The sequence below is a fragment of the Microbulbifer hainanensis genome (assembly GCF_014904735.1).
GTDB classification, from domain to species: Bacteria; Pseudomonadota; Gammaproteobacteria; order Pseudomonadales; family Cellvibrionaceae; genus Microbulbifer; species Microbulbifer hainanensis.
Genome location: NZ_JACZCR010000028.1, coordinates 99,897 through 117,694, shown reverse-complemented (window position 1 = coordinate 117,694; position 17,798 = coordinate 99,897). Strand labels below are relative to the sequence as shown.

Annotated in this window: 14 protein-coding genes; 5 read left to right on the top strand and 9 right to left on the bottom strand. The window is 58.3% G+C overall.

From position 1 onward, the window contains the following. Positions 1-51: 51 nt before the first annotated feature. Complete coding sequence (locus tag IG168_RS11300; protein WP_226876851.1) at positions 52-1,710, bottom strand: DUF1254 domain-containing protein; 1,659 nt, start codon at positions 1,708-1,710, stop codon at positions 52-54. A gap of 200 nt (positions 1,711-1,910) precedes the next feature. On the opposite strand from IG168_RS11300, the gene IG168_RS11295 reads away from it, so the two are divergent. Together IG168_RS11295 and IG168_RS11290 are read left to right on the top strand one after the other, a co-directional pair. Further along, positions 1,911-3,026, top strand: coding sequence for a cation diffusion facilitator family transporter (locus IG168_RS11295; RefSeq protein WP_193164498.1), 1,116 nt, complete (start codon positions 1,911-1,913; stop codon positions 3,024-3,026). Positions 3,027-3,211: 185 nt separating this feature from the next. Then, positions 3,212-4,891, top strand: coding sequence for an NAD-dependent malic enzyme (locus IG168_RS11290; RefSeq protein WP_193164497.1), 1,680 nt, complete (start codon positions 3,212-3,214; stop codon positions 4,889-4,891). A 101-nt stretch (positions 4,892-4,992) separates the two neighbouring features. Here the strand turns inward: IG168_RS11290 and IG168_RS11285 are convergent, their stop codons facing one another. Then, on the bottom strand, positions 4,993-7,155 hold the full coding sequence (locus IG168_RS11285) for a M3 family metallopeptidase (RefSeq protein ID WP_193164496.1): 2,163 nt from the start codon (positions 7,153-7,155) through the stop codon (positions 4,993-4,995). Positions 7,156-7,852: 697 nt separating this feature from the next. On the opposite strand from IG168_RS11285, the gene IG168_RS11280 reads away from it, so the two are divergent. Both IG168_RS11280 and IG168_RS11275 read left to right on the top strand, forming a co-directional pair. Then, positions 7,853-8,323 carry a nuclear transport factor 2 family protein gene (locus tag IG168_RS11280; RefSeq protein WP_193164495.1) on the top strand — a complete coding sequence of 157 codons (471 nt, stop codon included), beginning with the start codon at positions 7,853-7,855 and terminating at the stop codon, positions 8,321-8,323. A 52-nt stretch (positions 8,324-8,375) separates the two neighbouring features. After that, positions 8,376-8,576: a hypothetical protein gene (locus IG168_RS11275; RefSeq protein WP_193164494.1), complete on the top strand. Its 201-nt coding sequence runs from the start codon at positions 8,376-8,378 to the stop codon at positions 8,574-8,576. A gap of 95 nt (positions 8,577-8,671) precedes the next feature. On the opposite strand, the gene IG168_RS11270 is transcribed toward IG168_RS11275, so the two are convergent. The 4 genes from IG168_RS11270 to IG168_RS11255 form a co-directional block, all read right to left on the bottom strand. Then, on the bottom strand, positions 8,672-9,883 hold the full coding sequence (locus IG168_RS11270) for an efflux RND transporter periplasmic adaptor subunit (RefSeq protein WP_193164493.1): 1,212 nt from the start codon (positions 9,881-9,883) through the stop codon (positions 8,672-8,674). A 1-nt stretch (position 9,884) separates the two neighbouring features. Continuing rightward, the gene (locus tag IG168_RS11265) at positions 9,885-12,263 is read right to left on the bottom strand and encodes an ABC transporter permease (protein WP_226876850.1); all 2,379 of its coding nucleotides are present in this window, start codon (positions 12,261-12,263) and stop codon (positions 9,885-9,887) included. Between the two features lie 10 nt (positions 12,264-12,273). Beyond that, entirely contained in the window at positions 12,274-12,990 is a 717-nt protein-coding gene (locus tag IG168_RS11260) for an ABC transporter ATP-binding protein (protein ID WP_319024697.1), read from the bottom strand. A gap of 88 nt (positions 12,991-13,078) precedes the next feature. Beyond that, positions 13,079-14,389, bottom strand: coding sequence for an MgtC/SapB family protein (locus IG168_RS11255; RefSeq protein ID WP_226876848.1), 1,311 nt, complete (start codon positions 14,387-14,389; stop codon positions 13,079-13,081). Between the two features lie 153 nt (positions 14,390-14,542). Between IG168_RS11255 and IG168_RS11250 the strand changes: the two genes are divergently transcribed. Further along, positions 14,543-15,589, top strand: a complete 1,047-nt coding sequence (locus tag IG168_RS11250; RefSeq protein ID WP_193164491.1) for a methyltransferase domain-containing protein — start codon at positions 14,543-14,545, stop codon at positions 15,587-15,589. Between the two features lie 47 nt (positions 15,590-15,636). Here IG168_RS11250 and IG168_RS11245 read toward each other — a convergent pair whose 3' ends face one another. From IG168_RS11245 to greB, 3 genes are all read right to left on the bottom strand, one after another. Further along, the gene (locus IG168_RS11245; RefSeq protein WP_193164490.1) at positions 15,637-16,668 is read right to left on the bottom strand and encodes an AraC family transcriptional regulator; all 1,032 of its coding nucleotides are present in this window, start codon (positions 16,666-16,668) and stop codon (positions 15,637-15,639) included. Between the two features lie 63 nt (positions 16,669-16,731). Next, positions 16,732-17,217: an AraC family transcriptional regulator gene (locus IG168_RS11240; protein WP_193164489.1), complete on the bottom strand. Its 486-nt coding sequence runs from the start codon at positions 17,215-17,217 to the stop codon at positions 16,732-16,734. 78 nt (positions 17,218-17,295) lie between these two features. Next, on the bottom strand, positions 17,296-17,796 hold the full coding sequence (greB, locus tag IG168_RS11235; RefSeq protein ID WP_193164488.1) for a transcription elongation factor GreB: 501 nt from the start codon (positions 17,794-17,796) through the stop codon (positions 17,296-17,298). Positions 17,797-17,798 lie beyond the last annotated feature (2 nt).

The following is a 17,798-nucleotide window of genomic DNA, read 5'->3' as shown; positions in this document are numbered from 1 at the left end:
TCACTCCTTGCCGAAAATCCATGAAGCACGGGACGCGATCAGCGTCCCCGGTTACTTGACCAGTTCAATTTCACCGGATCGCCATTTTTTCGTGAAGAACGGTTCCAGGGGGCTGTAGAGTCGCAGGATTGTGAACCATCCTTTCCCTGGTATCGTCTGTATCCAGTTGCCGCGTGCGATGCCACCGGGCTTCTCAGGGCTGAAATAAATGGTAGTAGATCCGTCGCGATTGGGTTCTGCGGCCGGGCTCGGGTAGCTTTGGCTTCCGGCACGCGGATATCGCTGTGGCGTTACCAGCATCGAGCGGGTCTGGTTGTCATACGCGGTGAGGGACCAGAATTTTCCTGCCGGGATATTCTTCGGCAACGTGACCTTGTAGGTCTTGCTGCCATCGAAGGGGTTGCCATCCGCGTCGGTGAATCCCATCAGGTACTGGGAGCCGACATCGGGAATGCGCATGATCATTCCCGGCGAGTCGAGGGTGTAGGCAAAGTAGAAGGCGGTGCGGGAGTCGAGGGTACGGGCGCCAGTGGGCGGGTAGGGCTTGAACATGCTCTCTTTGGTAAATTGCGGCGGCGGTGTTTCGAAAAAGGCGCCGCCCTCCCACAGCATGTTGGCCCACATGGAATCGGAGTAGTAGGCCCAATCCGGGCGCGCCATTTTCCAGCGCCAGTTGAGCAGCCGTCCGGTGGCGTCGCCGGCTGCGGCGGCATCGGCGAGGATTTTCTTCATCCGTGCATCCGGCCGGAACGGCTTGCCCCTGACGATGCCAATCGCTGCCAGCTGGCCCGCAAGCTCCACGTCGTAGCTGCCCGCCGGCTCGTTCTGCACGTTGGCGTTGATCATTTCGAAGAAGCCGTAGTCGCTCGGCGGAATCGTATTGAATGCCTTGCCCGTGGCATCGATGAATCTGGTGGCTGGCGGTGGCGGGTTTTTGCCGAGTCGCACCTTGCCCTCCAGTGCGGTGGCGATACTGGTCCCCACGCCGCCCGGCGCGTAGGGATAGATTTTCAGGTGGCTTTTGATGTTTTCCACCGCGGGCTTGGGGTCATTGTTCTCCAGGTAGGCGCGCATGGCGTAGAGTGCGTGATTGGTCTTGACGCGGGCAATATAAAAGCCACCCTCGGGCAGGGGGCCGTCGTAGCCGGGTGGCAGCAGCAGGTATTTGCCACCGTGGCCACGGTCGGGGCCGGGAAAGCCCACGTCGATGACCCAGCTGAACCACATGTCGTTGATGGTGCCCAACCCCATCGACGGTTGCTCGATCACCAGCGGGCCCTTGGACAGGTCCAGTGCCGCCATGTAATAGACGGTGTCGGCGTTGGCGGTAAGAAACAGCGAGTTGGCGTCCATCAGTTCGGGATAGATCACCACGTCATTGTCTTTGGCGCCGATGCTGTGCACACCCTCACGAATCGCGTAGGCGGAAGCGCCGCGAAAGCTGTTGTTGTAGGCATTGAGTGCACGGGTGAAATCCAGGGTGTCGAGCACGCGCCCAACGGTTTCCCGGGTCGGCACGCCATCCACGTATTCGAGTGTGCCGATGCGCGTCTCGGTTTTATCCGGTGTGGTGATGGACGCCGGAATTTTGGGTCCCGACTGCGCGGCGGCCAGTCCAGGTAGGGTGGTCGCGACTGTCGCAGCGATCAGGCAGAGTGGCAGATACTTGAGCGGGTGCACCTTGCTGACTCCCTTTGCATACTTACTCAAAGTAAAGCTTAGATCCCTTGCTGCGATTAACTGACTTTTGACCATGCCGTGCCAGGCATCTTACTGAACTGCACGACGATTGGACTGACAGGTATATGCCCGCGGCGCTATGGACGAATCTGCATCTGTCGTTCAAAGCTTTCACAGGTTAAAGTAGCCCCCACCGCAACTAACCAACGGATAAGGAAGTCGGAATTACCATGGCACAAGGTTCAAAAAAAGCCGTTCTCTACGCCATCTGTGTCAACGCCATCATTACCTGCCTGAAATTTATCGCTGCATTTGTCACTCACTCGGCAGCGATGATGAACGAGGCAGTCCACAGTCTGATGGATACACTGAACCAGGTATTCCTGCTGGTCGGGCTTACCCACGGGGGGCAGCCGGCGGATCGGGTGTACGCCTTCGGCCACGGGCAGAAAAAATACCTGTGGAACCTGTGGAGTGCCATCGGCCTGTTTTCCGTGGGTTGCGGGCTTGGCCTGGCGCACGCCTGGCACGCGTATCACAACCTGGCGTCGATCGAAGTGCCGGAGTCCATTGCCTTTCTCGGCTTTTCCTTCTCGCCGATCTGGGTATCGGCGATAGTGCTGCTGATTGCCTTTGTGCTGGAAGGCTACGTACTGGTGGTGGCGTCAAAGGAGTTTCTGTCGCGCATGCGCGCCGATGGGGAGGAAAACCTGTTGCACTACCTGGTGGCGGCAGACGACCCGACGCTGCTCGCGGTACTGCTGGAAGATACCATTGCGGTCACCGGTGTGCTGCTTGCCGCCAGTGGTATCGGGCTGACCCATATGACCGGCAATCCGATGTGGGATATCGGTTTCTCCGTGCTGATTGCGCTGATGCTGGGTATTACGGCTATCTTCCTCGGCATCGTCAACATGCGTTTCCTCACCAGCATCCGGGATCACGATGCTGAGTACGCCTTTGAAGACATCGTCAGCAATCACCGCGAAATCGAGCGCTTCCACGACCTGCGCTCTATTATTGTCGACGATACTCACACGGTGGTGGTCGCGGAGATCGAGCTGCGCGAAGAAGTGCTGATGACCGATATGCGCGAGAGTATCGCCGCCCATGAACGGGAATTGTTGGAACGGGTGCCGGAGCAGCGCCGCAGCGATGCGGTGCGCGAGTATGCGGAGACTAGGGCGATTATCCAGGCCACCCTGGAGCGCACCGAACGCGTTATCGACGAGCTGGAGGCCGAGCTTAAGGCCCGCTGCCCACAGGTATTCCACCTGACCGTCGAAGTCGAGGGGCTGGCGGCGCCGTCGAAACTGGACGATCCGGAGGGCCTTTCGGTCACCTGAGTCCGCAACGCCTCCGGGACTTGTTATCATCCGGTGCCGTCTATAGGCTTCGCGCCTTTATCAGGCCGATGCCGCGGGTGAAGAGTGTGACTGGAGATGTGTTATTCGGTCACCGCTGCTTCGCTGCGCAATGAAATTCCTATCCGCGGCGGCCACTCCCGCCGCGATCAGCTGTATTGAGAGATATGAGCAACAAAGACAAGCGCCCCCTTTACACCCCTCACGCCGGTCCGTCACTGCTGGAAATTCCACTGCTCAACAAGGGCAGCGCCTTTACCCTGAAAGAGCGGATCGAATTCAACCTGATCGGCCTGCTGCCCAATAATGTTGAAACGATCAAGGAACAGGTTCGCCGCGCCTATCACCAGTACTTGCAGTGCGGCTCGGATCTCGAGCGTCACATTTACCTGCGCGGTATCCAGGACGACAACGAGACACTGTTTTTCCACCTGATCGAACAGCATATCGAGGAGATGCTGCCGATCATCTACACCCCGACAGTCGGTGACGCCTGCGAAGAGTTCTCCAATATCTACCGCAATCACCGCGGCCTGTTCGTATCCTATCCAGACCGCGAGCACATGGATGACATCCTGCGCAGCGCCACCAAGGAAAACGTGAAGGTAATTGTGGTGACCGACGGTGAGCGGATCCTCGGGCTCGGTGACCAGGGTATCGGCGGCATGGGCATCCCCATCGGCAAGCTGTCCCTGTATACCGCCTGTGGTGGCATCAGCCCGGCCTACACGCTGCCGGTCACCCTCGACGTAGGTACCAACAACCGCACGCTGCTGAACGATCCCATGTATATGGGCTGGCGTCACGAGCGTATCTCCCAGGAGGAGTACGACGAATTCGTCGCGGAGTTTATCGCTGCGGTGAAGCGCCGCTGGCCGAAAGTGCTGGTGCAGTTCGAAGACTTTGCCCAGACAAATGCGATGCCACTGCTGGAGCGCTACCGCGACGAGATCTGCTGTTTCAACGACGATATCCAGGGCACCGCCGCGGTGGCGCTGGGCACGATTCTCGCCGCTTGCAAATCCAAGGAGGAGAGCCTCCAGGAGCAGCGGGTCGTCGTAGTTGGTGCCGGCTCTGCTGGCTGTGGTATCGCCGAACAGATCGCCAAGGCGATGGTGGGCGAGGGCCTGACTGACGTAGAGGCGCGCAGCCGCCTGTTTATGTTCGATCGCTACGGCCTGATCACTACCGACATGAAAGGGCTGCACGATTTCCAGGAAAACCTGGCGCAGGATCCGAATAAGCTCAAGGGTGTCGCCGACTGGGATCTGCAGCAGCTGATTGAAAAAGTGAAGCCGACCATCCTGATCGGCGTATCGGGACAGGGCAGCCTGTTCTCTCAGCCGGTTATCGAGGCGCTACATGCCGGCTGCAAGCGGCCGCTGGTGATGCCGCTGTCGAATCCCACCTCCCGTGCCGAGGCGACGCCGCAGGAGGTGCTCACCTGGACCCACGGCGAGGCGATGGTCGCCACCGGCAGTCCGTTCGCGCCGGTGGAACTGGATGACAAGCGCTATCCAATTGCGCAGTGTAATAATGTCTATATCTTCCCGGGTATCGGGCTCGGTGCGATTGCCGCCGGCGCCTCGCGGGTAACCGACAATATGCTGATGGCTGCCTCCAATGCGCTCGCCGAGCACGCGCCGGTAGTGAAGAAAGGCAAGGGCGCACTGCTGCCATCGCTCAAGGACATTCGCGATCTGAGCAAAAGCATTGCCAGGGCGGTTGGTCTGCAGGCACAGGAAGACGGTGTGGCGCCGGTGGTGGATCTGGAAAAACTGGAAAGGTCCATCGAGCGTAATTTCTGGACGCCGAACTACCGCAAGTACCGCCGCCGCGCTTTTTAAGCCCGGGCGGCAAACAGAAAGCAAAAAAAAGCCGGTCAGCAAAGCGCTGACCGGCTTTTTTATTGGCCGGCCGAATATCCGGCCGGCGGGCTATTACCCGATCAGTCGACCAGGCCGCGACGCTTCAGCAGGGCGTCGGTAGTGGGCTTCTGGCCACGGAAATTGATGTAATCCTGCATCAGATCCTGGCTGTTGCCCTTGGACAGTACAGCTTCGCGGAAGGTGTCACCGTTTTCACGGTTCAGGCCGCCGTTTGTCTGCATATAGGCAAACGAATCGGCCGCCAGGACTTCGGTCCACAGGTAGGCGTAGTAGCCGGAAGAGTAACCGCCGGCGAAGATGTGGCTGAAGTAGGCTGACTTGTAGCGCGGCGGAACCGGTGCATAGTCGATGCCGTGCTTGGCCAGCGCTTTCTTCTCAAACGCGTTGAAGTCTTCGATTTTGGTGCCCGCCGGAATGCTGTGCCATTCCATGTCCAGCAGCGCCGCGCCCAGGTATTCGGTGGTATCGAAACCCTGGTTGAACTTGTGCGCCTTCAGGATCTTTTTCAACAGATCCTGGGGAATCGGCTTGCCAGTCTCGTAGTGCTTGGCGTAATTGGCGAGGACTTCGGGCTTGATGCTCCAGTCTTCGTTGAACTGCGACGGGAACTCCACGAAGTCGCGGGCCGTTGCGGTGCCGGCCAGGCTCGGGTATTTCACCTGGGAGAAGAGACCGTGGTCAGCGTGCCCGAATTCGTGGAACATGGTGCTGACTTCATCAAAGGTCATCAGCGTGGGCTGGCCTTTCGCCGGCTTCGGAATATTGAGTGCGTTGTAGACCACTGGCTTGGTGCCCAGCAGGCCGCTCTGGGTAACCCACTCATCCATCCAGGCGCCGCCGTTCTTGCCTTCGCGGGCATAGGGGTCCAGATAGAAGAGGCCGATGGAGCTGCCGTCTTCATTGAAAACCTCGAACGCTTTCACATCGGGGTTCCACACCGGCAGGTCGGTACGCGGTTTGAAGGAAATGCCGTACAGCTTGTTCATGGCGAAGAACAGGCCATCGTTCAGCACGCGGTTGAACTCGAAGTAGGGCTTGACTTCACTTTCGTCCAGGTCGTACTTGGCCGCGCGTACCTTGTTGGCGTAATACGCCCAGTCCCACGGCTGCAGGGTAAAGTCTTTGCCATCCTGCTTGATCATGTCCTGGATGTCGGCGGCTTCAATTTTGGCTTTGGCTACCGCTTTGGGGGCCAGGTCATCAAGAATGCCGAAGACTGCGTCCGGAGTCTTGGCCATCTCGTCGGCGGTGACATATGCTGCCCAGTTCGGGTAACCCAGCAGTTTGGCCTTGTCAGCGCGCAGTTCCGCCATACGGATGGTCAGCGGACCGTTGGTGTCGGCGGCGCGATCGGCTGAGGTCTCCCAGATTTTCTTGCGCAGCTCACGGTTTTCCAGATGAGTCAGGATCGGCTGACGGGTGGTGTTGACCAGAGTGATCATGTAGCCGTCTTTACCCGCGTCTTTCGCTGCCGCCGCGAGGGAGGCGATCTGCTCGTCAGACAGGCCGGCAAGCTCCTTTTTGTCTTTCACCAGAATAACGTCGTTCTTGAAAGAGGCGAGGATATTGTTCTGGAAGTCGGTGGACAGTTCTGCCAGTTCGGTGTTGATTGTGCGCACCTGGGCCTGATCCTTATCGGACAGTTTTGCACCGGCACGGACGAATTCCTTGTAGTAGAAGTCGACCAGGCGCTGGTCTTCCGCACTCAATTCGGCTTCCTGTTCGTGAATCTGATTGACGCGGGCGAACAGTTTCGGGTTCAGGTAGATGTTGTCGTTGTGCTCAGACAGCTTGGGCGCCATTTCCGCCTGAATGTCCTGAATCTGCTTGTTCGAATTCAGTGCCGCCAGGTTAAAGAAGACACGGGAAACACGATCGAGCAGCGCGCCACTTTTTTCCATTGCCACAACGGTGTTGTCAAATGTGGCCGGCTCGGGGTTGTCGGCGATGGCCGTAATTTCTTCGACATTCTCCTTGAGACCGGCAGCGAATGCCGGAAGGAAATCTTCGATCTTGACTTTGTCAAACTGCGGCGCCTGATCCTGCAGCGGGCTGGGCTTCAGCAGGGGATTGCTTGCTGACTTGCTCATGGGAGCCTTGTCCTGGGCGCTGGTTGCGGGGGCCACGTCGGCGGACACCTGTTTATTGTCGGCATTGCCGTCCGAGCAGGCGCTCAGTACCAGGCTCATGCCAATTGCGGAAGCGATCAAGGATTTACGCATAATTTCTCCGAGTGGTTCGCAATGACTCTGTATAGGGCGAACAGGCAGGATGAATGACGAATATCGAGAGTCGCTTACTTGCGGAAGATATTCGGCGTGTTGCCAGTCCCCGGCGGAAAATGCGGGGCGTCGCGATCAACTACAGAGTCTTTACAGTTCTTTACGCCTGCACAGTAAGGCAGGATTTATTTGTCCGCCTAGCATACTAGCGAATTGTTCTGTGGATTCAAGCGTCGTGGAGAGTGCCCTAAAGCGCTGCAGGTACCGTGTTTCGTCAATCCGGGCAGGCTGTAAAAGTTCCCCGTATAAAGTGGCATTTGTGCCTTATTTTTCGGATATTGGTGGTGGATAATGGTGTCATTATGCATTTTTGTGGATATTTTGTCTGAAATTTTCCGCCTTCTTCTTGTCGCGAAAATCATTCATCCAACCGAATGCCCTGTGGCGATGGCAATCGGTTTGTAGCTCCCAACAGCAGCTTGTCGAGAGCAGTGGACTGTTACAGGGCCGGCTTGGGGTGCTTTCATTGCTCTGAATGAAGGACACGATGCACCCCTCCAAGACAATTCATGAGACCAATCCAATTCGAATAGTGTGAAATTGAGCGGGCTGTAATGGCCCGTATTTGAGACTTGATTGCTATTCCAGTTAAATATGACGCGGTAATACCAATAATAAATGCCGCAAAGGAGCTCCCATGAAAACCTGTATCGCCCTGTTATCTGCACTGATTTTCAGCGTGTCCGCGCATTCGTTTGCGAATGAGCAAGACTTAACTAAGTTCGGCGAGGAGTATTTCAAGGCCTATACGCAAACACAACGTCCGGACGCCACGGAACAGGATATCGAAAATTATCTTTCTTTCCTTACTGATGACGTAGGCAGCCAGCATTTCCCCAATGACATGGACGATACCCGGAAGCCGGGAAATAAGGCCAAGATGCGTAAGGGGATGAACTATTACCGGGGCGGAAGTTCCTCATATAAAGCCAAGCTGGAAAGCATCACTACCGGAAAGGATGTGATTGTGCTCAAGTTCAAGCAGAGCTTTGAGGGCTTTCACAAGCAGCTCAAGAAGCAGGTGGCATTTGCTTCAGAGGTCGTGGAGGTGCTGGAAGTCGAGAATGATAAAGTTTCGGTAATCAGGATTTATGCGAAATCGCTGTAGATACTGCCGGGGCTGAGTAGTTACATAAAATAAGTTAAAAGGAAAGCAAGCGATGGCCACTTTTTTTATTTGGCTGCTTCTATTTGTCATGTGCTGGCCGCTGGCACTGCTCGCCTTGATTCTGTGGCCGTTCGTTTGGCTGCTGTCGCTGCCGTTTCGCTTGCTTGGCATTACCTTCGATGCGCTGTTTGCGTTTTTGCGCGCACTGTTGTTCCTGCCGGCGCGGGTACTCGGTTATCGGGATAAAAACTGAGTTGTATTGGTTTGCTGCTGTCCCGTTCCTTTGCACTGATGCCGAAGGCGGCTGTTCCACGGCTCCTGTTCGGCCGATGTTGTTCGCGAGCGGCGTCAGCGGTCTCTGCGTGTCAGGCTGATGCCGTCCTCAATGCGTTCACTGGGATGTAGTACCAGGGTTTCGTCTTCGCTGAGCCCTTTCAGTACTTCCGCCGTTTGGCCATTGTTGTGCCCGATGGTAATCGGCGTCATTACCGCGCGTCCGTTGACCACTTTGAACACGGCCCACTGACCCGCGTGGCGCAGCAGCGCGCCGGCGGGTACCTGCAGTATATCTTTGCCGCTCCAGGTCTCGATCTCGGCATCGACCCGATAGCCGTGGCCCAGCCGTGACCATTCGCTGCGGGGATCGGTGAAATCGATGATGACGTTGACTCGCTGCTCTTCGATTCCGAGTGCCGAGAACTTGGTAAATCCAAAGGGTTCGATCAGGCGCACGCGACCGTTCAATGGATAGTCACCGCCCCAACTGGTCATCAGGACCGGAGCGCCGGGTTTCACCTGCACCGCATCGCGCGAAAGCAGGTCCACCACGACTTCCAGTAGCGCCGGATTGCCGATTTCCAGCAGTGGTGTACCGGCCGTGACGACCTTCTCACTCTCCTCGCGGCGCTGTAGCACCTCGCCACTGACCGGGGCGGTAATCTGGATGATTTTGTTGTCGCTGATTTCCGGATGTTCAGCGTCCGGTGTTATCAGCTGGGCGCGGGCGTTGTCCAGTTCGCCACGGCGAACGCGTTCTGCCGCCTTTGCGGTGTCGAGTGCCGCTTCGGCGCTGTCCAGCGCCAGTTCCAGGCGCTCCAGTTCCACCTGGGAGATATAGCCTTTGGGGACAAGTTTGCGCCCCCGGGCAACGTCGGCGCGGGCGAATTTCAGCTGCGCCTCTGCATCTCGACGCTCGGCGCGGGCGAGATTGAGCCCGGCTTCGGCACTGGCGATTTCGGCCTCCGCCTGAGCGCGTGCGCGTTCGTCGAGAAACTGCGGGTGCGTGGGCAAAAGCTGGGCCAGTGGGGTCTTGTGTGCATCGACCCGGTCGCCCACGTCGCGCTCGATGCGCAACAGATAGCCGGTTACCGGTGCCGACACGATGTAGACATCGTGCACGCGGGTATAGCCCTCGTCGCTCACCGACACCGTCATGGGGCCGCGGGTCACAGGTGCCATGTCCACCGGGACAGGTTTGGGCATGAAGGAATAGGCGAAAAACAGCAGCAGTCCGGCGAACAGCCCGATGCCGATAAGTCGCTTGACCAGTTTGCCGCCCATATCACTCCCGGGTCTTCAGGACGCTGATCAGATCGAGGCGATCGATCCGCCGGCGCACCAACAGGCCGGAACCGATGGCTGCCAGTACCACTACCAGCACGGCATAGCCGTAGGTGGCGGGGCTAATGATCAGCGGAATGCGAAACAGCTCGGTGTTAAACGAATACACGAGTCCGCGCGCCAGTGCGTAACCGAGAAAGGCCCCTAGCGGCAGGGCCAGCAGGGTCAGCAGCGCCAGTTCTCCCAGGAGAATGTAGGACACTTCACCGCGGGTCAGGCCCAGCACCCGCAGGCTCGCCAGCTCGCGACCGCGTTCTGACAGAGAAATGCGCGCATTGTTGTAGACCACGCCCACGGCAATCAATCCGGCGAACAGGGTGTTGAAGAACACAAAGGTACCGAGGCTTTCCTGCAAGGTATCGTAAAAAGCGTTTTGTGCCTGTTCCTGCAGGCTGACACCGGAGACTACAGGTGTGTTTTTCAGTGCGCGGTAGAGCGCGTCGGTGTGCTGGGAGTCCACCAGCAGGTAGCCTCCGGTGATGGCGATATCCTCCTTGAGCAGGCTATTGAGGCTGTCCAGATTCATGTAGGCCGCCGTGCCCATGTAGGTTTTGACGATACCGCGCACTGGGATATCTACTTCCGGCCGCCGCCCGGTGCGGATTTCTACCCGCAGCAGATCACCGGCCTCGACGTGTAACAGCTCTGCCAGTTTGTCCGACAGCAACAGGCCGTCCGGGGGCAGGGGCACCGGGCGCAAGGCCGTGTCCACCACGCGGCTCAGCTCTGCGTTGTCGGATAGGCCGACAATGGCCTCGCGGCGCTTGAACTGGCCGTTGCGCAATACGACAGGGACAGCGCGAAAGGGTTCGGCGGCCATCACGCCCGGTGCGTGCAGCAAGTCCTGTACGGCGCGCAGGTTGCGCGGTTCGACGAAATTGACTGTGACATCCTGGCGGTCGATCACATTGAAGCTGATATCGACCATATACAGCATGGCATCCAGCGAAAAACTCGAGCCGATCAACAGGCCCATGGACATGCCGATACCGAGCACTGTCAGTCCCGCGCGCTTGGGCCAGCGGTACAGGTGGCGCAGGATCATGCGGGTGGGCTGGTCGAGCCAGCGTGCCAGGCGCTCAAGGCCGGCTGCCGACCGGCTGTAGTCCGGTGGTGGCGGGGGCACCATCGCCACAGCGGGTTCCAGACGTGTGGCCCGCAGTACCGCGGAAACGGTGCCGGTGCCCGCAACCGCGAGGCTGGCACCGATAGCGATCAGGTAGACATCGGCGGGAGCGCTAAACAGCAGGAAGGGAAACTTGAAATAGTCCTGGTACATAGCCGCCAGGCCGTGGCCCAGCCACAGCCCCAGGACCATGCCGATGGCAATGCCGAGCAGGGTGACGACGCCAATCATTTTGAGGTAGTGCAGGGCTACGCTGACGCCGCTGTAGCCGAATGCCTTGAGCAGCCCGATCTGCTCGCGCTCGGTGTCGATCAGGCGGTTGATCACCACGTTCAGCAGGAACGCCGCTACCAGCAGGAATACCGGCGGCAGCACGCGGCCCATCGTGTTGAGCTGGTTGATCTCGTTAGTGAGGAACTGGTCGGATATCTGCTGCTTGCGGCCGTAGGCACCGGTGGCGCCAAAGCGCTTGAGCAGGGTATCGAGACGCTCGATCACCGCATCTTCGCTGGCGCCCGGAGAGAGAAGCAGCGCGGCTTCGTTAAAGGCCCCGTCCAGGTCAAAGGCATTGGCCAGCGCCTCGCGGTTCATCCACAAGACCCCGAATCGTTTTTTGTCCGGCACGATTTCACCGGGCGAAATGGCGTAGACATATTCCGGTGACAACACCACGCCGGTGATGGTGAGTTTTTTCTTGGTGCCGTTCAGAATGGCGTACAGGTGATCGCCGGGGCCGAGACCGTGGGCTTCGACGAAAGATTGCAGGGCCAGCACTTCCTCTTCGTGCTGCGGGTCAAAGTAGCGGCCCCGGCGCAACACAATATCGTTGATATGTGGAGTGGGCTTTTCCGGCAGGGATTGTATTTCGCCCGTTATCGGTGCGCTGGCACCTTCGACGTCCAGAATCACTCCGGCGCGGATGCGGGTTTCAGCCCGGCGCACGCCGGGCAGCGTGGCAATCTGTTCGAGGAGGGCATCCGGGGCGCGCTTGACTGGCGCCCACAGGTCGGCGAAGCGATAGCGCTCGTAATAGGCGTTGCGGGTTTCCTGCAGGGACTCCAGCATGCCGCGCGACATGATATACATACCTATACCGCAGCCAATGACCAGGGCAATGGCCAGTGCCTGTCCCTTGATCGCCCACAGGTCGCGCAACAATTTGCGATCCAGTGGTTTGCACAGTTCGATTAGCATGGGCTGGTTCCTACCAACTCAAGGCGGCCGGGTCGCAGGGCTCGGCGTTGATGCGTATGTCCTGGATTTCGCCATCGGCCATCTGCAGTACCCGGTCGGCCATGGCGGCGATACCGGCATTGTGGGTGATAACCATGGTGGTGGTATTCAGTTCGTGGTTTACCCGCGCGATGGCCTGCAGCACCACGATCCCGGTCTGGCTGTCCAGTGCGCCGGTGGGCTCATCGCAGAAGAGCACTTGCGGTTTCTTGGCGATCGCCCGCGCAATCGCCACGCGTTGCTGTTCACCGCCGGAGAGCTGAGCGGGAAAGTGGTCCATGCGCGGCTCCAGTCCCACCAGCGCCAAGGCCTCCTCAGGCGCCATCGGATCCCGGGCGATCTCGGTAACCAGCGCCACGTTTTCCCGTGCGGTCAGGCTGGGAATCAGGTTGTAGAACTGGAAAACGAAGCCCACTGACTCGCGGCGGAACAGGGTGAGATGGCGGTCGTCAAAAGCCGTCAGTTCACGGGTGCCGAAAAAGACCTTGCCCTCAGTGGGCGAATCGAGGCCGCCGAGAATATTGAGCAGGGTGGATTTGCCACTGCCCGATGGACCGAGCAACACCACCATTTCGCCTCGCGGTACCTGCAGGTCCACGCCACGCAGCGCGTACACCTTGGACTCGCCCACGCCGTAGACCTTGGTGAGTCCCTCGGCGCGAAAGGCGGCGTTATCGACCGTGTTCACACTGCTGCTCCTGGTGCGGGCCATGATGTGCGACGCTTTTCCTCCAGAATTAAAGTAACTCGTGACAGACGAGAGCCGGCGGACACGATCAATTCGGCCAGAGCGCCAATACCACAAGGCCGGCGGCGAAGGGCAGGGCAAACAGAAGCAATAGTCGTCGCATCAGCTCGACGCCGCCAAGGATACTGGCGGCCCCGGTCTTGAAGATCATATTGGCAAGGGTTGCGATCACCATCGCCCGCCACGCGGTGGAGACCTCAATGGTGCCGGCGCCGGCCAGATTAGCGGTGGACAAAGTGATCGCGTCTACATCGGTAAACCCGGAGATCAGGGCCACGACATAAATACCGCGACTGCCGAAATATTCCTTGGCGGCGGCGATCGCAATAGTGATTAACGCATAGAGCGCACCGAAGATTAGCGCGGGCGTGAGCTCCGCCGGGTTACTCTGCTCCGGCATGGATTTCTCATGCTGCCCTACAGAACGGTAGGCCAGCGTGCAGATGACCAGATGGATGATCAGTAGCAATGCCAGAGGCGCGGCCACTTTAGAGAGTATCCTCGGCGCCACAACGGAAATCTCGACGAACATGCGGACAAATAGAGTGGTGGACGCGATCAGAATCACCAGTGCGGCTAATTCGGAGATACCGCGATTGATCTTGGCGCGACGGGCGTAGCTGACGGTGGTCGCGGTCGAGGAGATCAAGCCGCCGATCAAGCCGCTGAGCAGGGTGCCGGCACGGGTACCGACCAGCTTGTAGACCCCGTAACCGCCGAGACCGATGCCGACGATCAGCACCACCAAGAGCCAGATCTTGAACGGGTTGAGGACGTCGTAGGGGCCGAAGGTGCGGTTCGGCAGCACCGGCAGAATGATCAGCGAGATCAGCGCGAACTGTATGATGGCGTGCAGGTCTTGTTCCGGCAGTCGCTTGGCGAATTTGTGCAAGGTGGGTTTCAGGTGCAATAGCACCGCGATGGTGGCGCCCAGGGCGACGGCCACCATCATCTCCCCGAGCACCAGGAAGGCGCCCAGCAGGTACATCAGCAGCGCCGACACCTCTGTGGTGATGCCGGTGCTCTCCTGTTCACCGCGCATCCGCTCCACATTGCCCAGCAGGACCAGTATGGTCATGCACAGCAGTCCGGCCGGCACCAGCCAGGGAATGTCGTGCAGCTCACTGAGCCTGGCGGCCAGAGCACCGAAAATCGCAATTAACGGGTAAGTGCGAATGCCGCCGAGGCGGTCCGCGGTGCGCTCCCTCTGCAGGCCGATCAGCAGCCCGAGGCCAAGGGCGATGCCGAAAGCGATCAGGCTCTCGAAATCAAAAAACGCATGAAGCTGGCCCGGTAGAGTACCACCGGTTACCTGCTGGCTCGGGTCGGTCGGCATCATTATTGGTTGATTTGCGGCACACCTGGCTGGACACTGGGCCTAAGTTTAGTTAACTGGCGCGGTTGGTCGAATTTTCAATAACGTGGCGGTGGCGGTGGCGGAATAGCCTGCCAGCGCAGTGCAGTCCGTCGGTGATAGAACAGGAAGAGAGCGATGCATGAAGTAGTGCAGGATTATTACGGCAAACAGTTACAGGGCAGTGCTGATCTCAAAACGGACGCTTGTTGTGATATCAGCGAAGTCCCGGAATGGCTCAAGCCACTACTGGCGCGGATTCACCCGGAGGTGCTGTCCCGCTACTACGGTTGCGGCCTGGTATGTCCGGAGCTGCTACGCGGCTGCCGGGTGCTGGATCTGGGGTGCGGGTCGGGGCGCGATGTCTATGCATTGGCGCAACTCGTCGGCGAGAGCGGCGAGGTTGTCGGTGTGGACATGACCGAAGAACAGCTGGCGGTGGCTGAAGCCCATCGGCAATGGCATGCCGAGCAGTTCGGTTTCGACAATGTGGGATTCCTGCGCGGCTATATCGAGCGTCTGGAAGAGTTGGATCTGTCGCCGGGCAGTTTTGATGTCATTGTCTCCAATTGCGTCATCAACCTGAGCCCAGACAAGGAGTCGGTATTGCGCGGTGTGCACCGTTTGCTGAAACCCGGCGGCGAATTTTATTTTTCCGACGTCTACGCTGATCGCCGCGTACCAGATAGCGTCCGCAATGACCCGGTGCTCTATGGTGAGTGCCTCGGTGGTGCCCTTTACTGGAACGATTTTGAAAATCTGGCGCGGGCCAGCGGTTTTCTAGATCCGCGCCTGGTAACGGATCGACCACTGGCAATCACTGAAGACACATTGCGCGAGCGGGTCGGCAATCTGCGCTTTTTCTCTGCGACCTATCGTCTGTTCAAGCTCGACGAACTGGAGCCCGCGTGTGAAGACTACGGCCAGGCAGTTGTTTACCGGGGTTCTGTGGACAATTGCCCCCAGCGTTTCGATCTCGACAAGCATCATGCCATCGAGCACGGTCGTGTATTTCCCGTCTGCGGCAATACTTGGCGCATGCTGGCGGAAACACGCTTCGCCGATCACTTTGAATTTATCGGGGACTTTTCACGGCACTTCGGAATTTTTGAAGGTTGTGGTGGTGGTCTGCCGTTTGATCAAGCAGCCACGGGTGCGGACAGAACTGATGTGCCCTGTTGCTGACATATATTGTGAAAAAAAGAGGCACCGATGCTGAAGGGACAGCAGTCCTAGGGTCCCTGCTTGCGCAAGTGATGGCGTCGCTCAAGGGGGGAGACATCGAACCAGCGTCGGCAGGCCTCAGCCAACTCGTGCTTGCCGTCGAATCCCAACATGGCCGCCACTTGGTCTATCGGGATCTGTTCTTCGCACAGATAAGCGTCGGCCCGTTCGCGGCGAATACGGTCCCGCAAAGTCTCGAAATCGATCGGTTCAAGCTGGAGCGCCGTGCTAAGTTCGTCCGGGGTCATGCCCAGCTGCTGGGCAACATTTTTTAGCGTGCTGCGGTGGGTGGAGAGCAACCGGCGGATAGCGGTTTCTACCCGGTATCTCAAGCTGTCGGGAGGGGTGCCTACAACGCCGCCGATGTGATGCGCGACCAAATCCCGCAAGTGGGGATTGTTGATGTCAATTTTTTTGTCCAGGTAGCCGTTGTCAAACAGCAATCCATTGACTTCTTGTGTGAGTGCCACAGGCGCGTGAAAAAAACGCCAGTAGCGTTTTTGCTCAAGCGGAGAATCCGTCCGTACAAGCACGCTATTGGCGTGAAACGTATCGCCGCTCAATATGCGCATGATCTTGTAGGCCACGCCGACAGAAAGCTCGTACACTTGGCGCGGATTTTCCATACTGGTATTTATCACCAGTTCTAGCAAGACCTTGTCTGGTTGCCAGCCGTGACGCAGCTGCACGATGAGGCCGGCGGCATAATAATTGATGAATTGGGCAATGGTGTCGAGCGCACTGCCGACGGTTGGCTTGTTGAGCGCCATGATCGCCAACTGGCCGAGGATCATCAAATCCTGTTGCTCCGCCAGTCGCAGACCGAAATCGGGGCACTGCAGTCGACATGCTGACTCCTCAATAACGCCGGCCACGGCGGAGTAATGCAATACGTTGTCCGGATTGTCCAATTCCTCCGGCTCTATCCCATTCTCACGCAGCAGTTCAGTTGAATCGCCACCGAGACGATCCACGAGGTCAATAAAGCCGGTGAGTGACGAGGCGCGAATAGTGCCTTTTTCTGCGAGCGAAGCTGTCATACCTACCTTGGGTGCCGTTATAAACAATACCGTTCAGTATAGGGTCGCACTCGCTATTTTTTCCTATTTGAGTGGCAGGAAAATATCCGTAATCATTTCCTGCTCCGGTAGGTCCGGATAAAATCGTACCCGTTCGAAAAACAGCGGAAAGTCGCGCAATTCTTCGCCGCTATCCGGGAGCCAATGCCGGTAAAGGTAAGTGACGCTGGCGCCGAGGGCGTCGTCGCTACCGGTAAGGCGGAGGCGGGCATAGCGCCCCGCGGGAATCGTCTTTGCAACCAGGCCCTGTGTATTTTCTGTCACTGGTTTTCTGACCTCTGCGCCCAAGTCGAAGCGGAACTCTGCCGGTGGCGTGTTTTCCGGGGCGTTGTAGAGGATGTTGAAGGTTCTGCTGGTGTCGTGCAGGGCGTCGTTTTCCCGTCGCCACTGGATAAATTCCAGGATTGAGGCACCGAGGGCGGCTGGGGCACCGCGGTGTTCAAGTACCGCGAGATTGATCGCCGGGAGTTCGACGATATCCACGTCCTCGGGCGAGTACTGGCGCTGCATGTCATACTTCCTCAAAGTTCCCAGCGGTTTCAGATTCCGGTGCCTGTTTCCACATTTCGATGCGCGGGGGCGCGGGGTTCAAAGCTCGTAGCGGATTTCGACGATATAGAAGGTCACCCAGCGCTCCTCGATCTTGAGGTCCACTTCGTCGTCGAGGCGGCGTCCGAGCAGGGCGCGTGCCACTGGGGAATCCATCGAGATCAGTCCCTGCTTCACATCGAACTCATCGGGTCCGACGATGCGGTAGGTGCGGGTGTTTTCTTCGTCGTCTTCGATGGTGACCCAGGCGCCGAAGAAAACCTTTTCCCGTTCTTCGGGTATGCGATCGACAACCGTGATTTCTTCCAGTCGTTTGGTCAGGAAGCGTACCCGGCTGTCTATTTCCCGCAGGCGCTTTTTCCCGTAGATATAATCGGCATTTTCCGACCGGTCGCCGAGTTTGGCGGCTTCACTGACCGCGTTGGTGACGCGCGGGCGCTCCACCTCCCACAGGTGTTTTACTTCGGCGCGCATGCGCTTCGCTCCTTCGGGGGTGATATAGCGGGAACCGCGCGGGCGCGGTGGTCTCCATCGTCCCATGT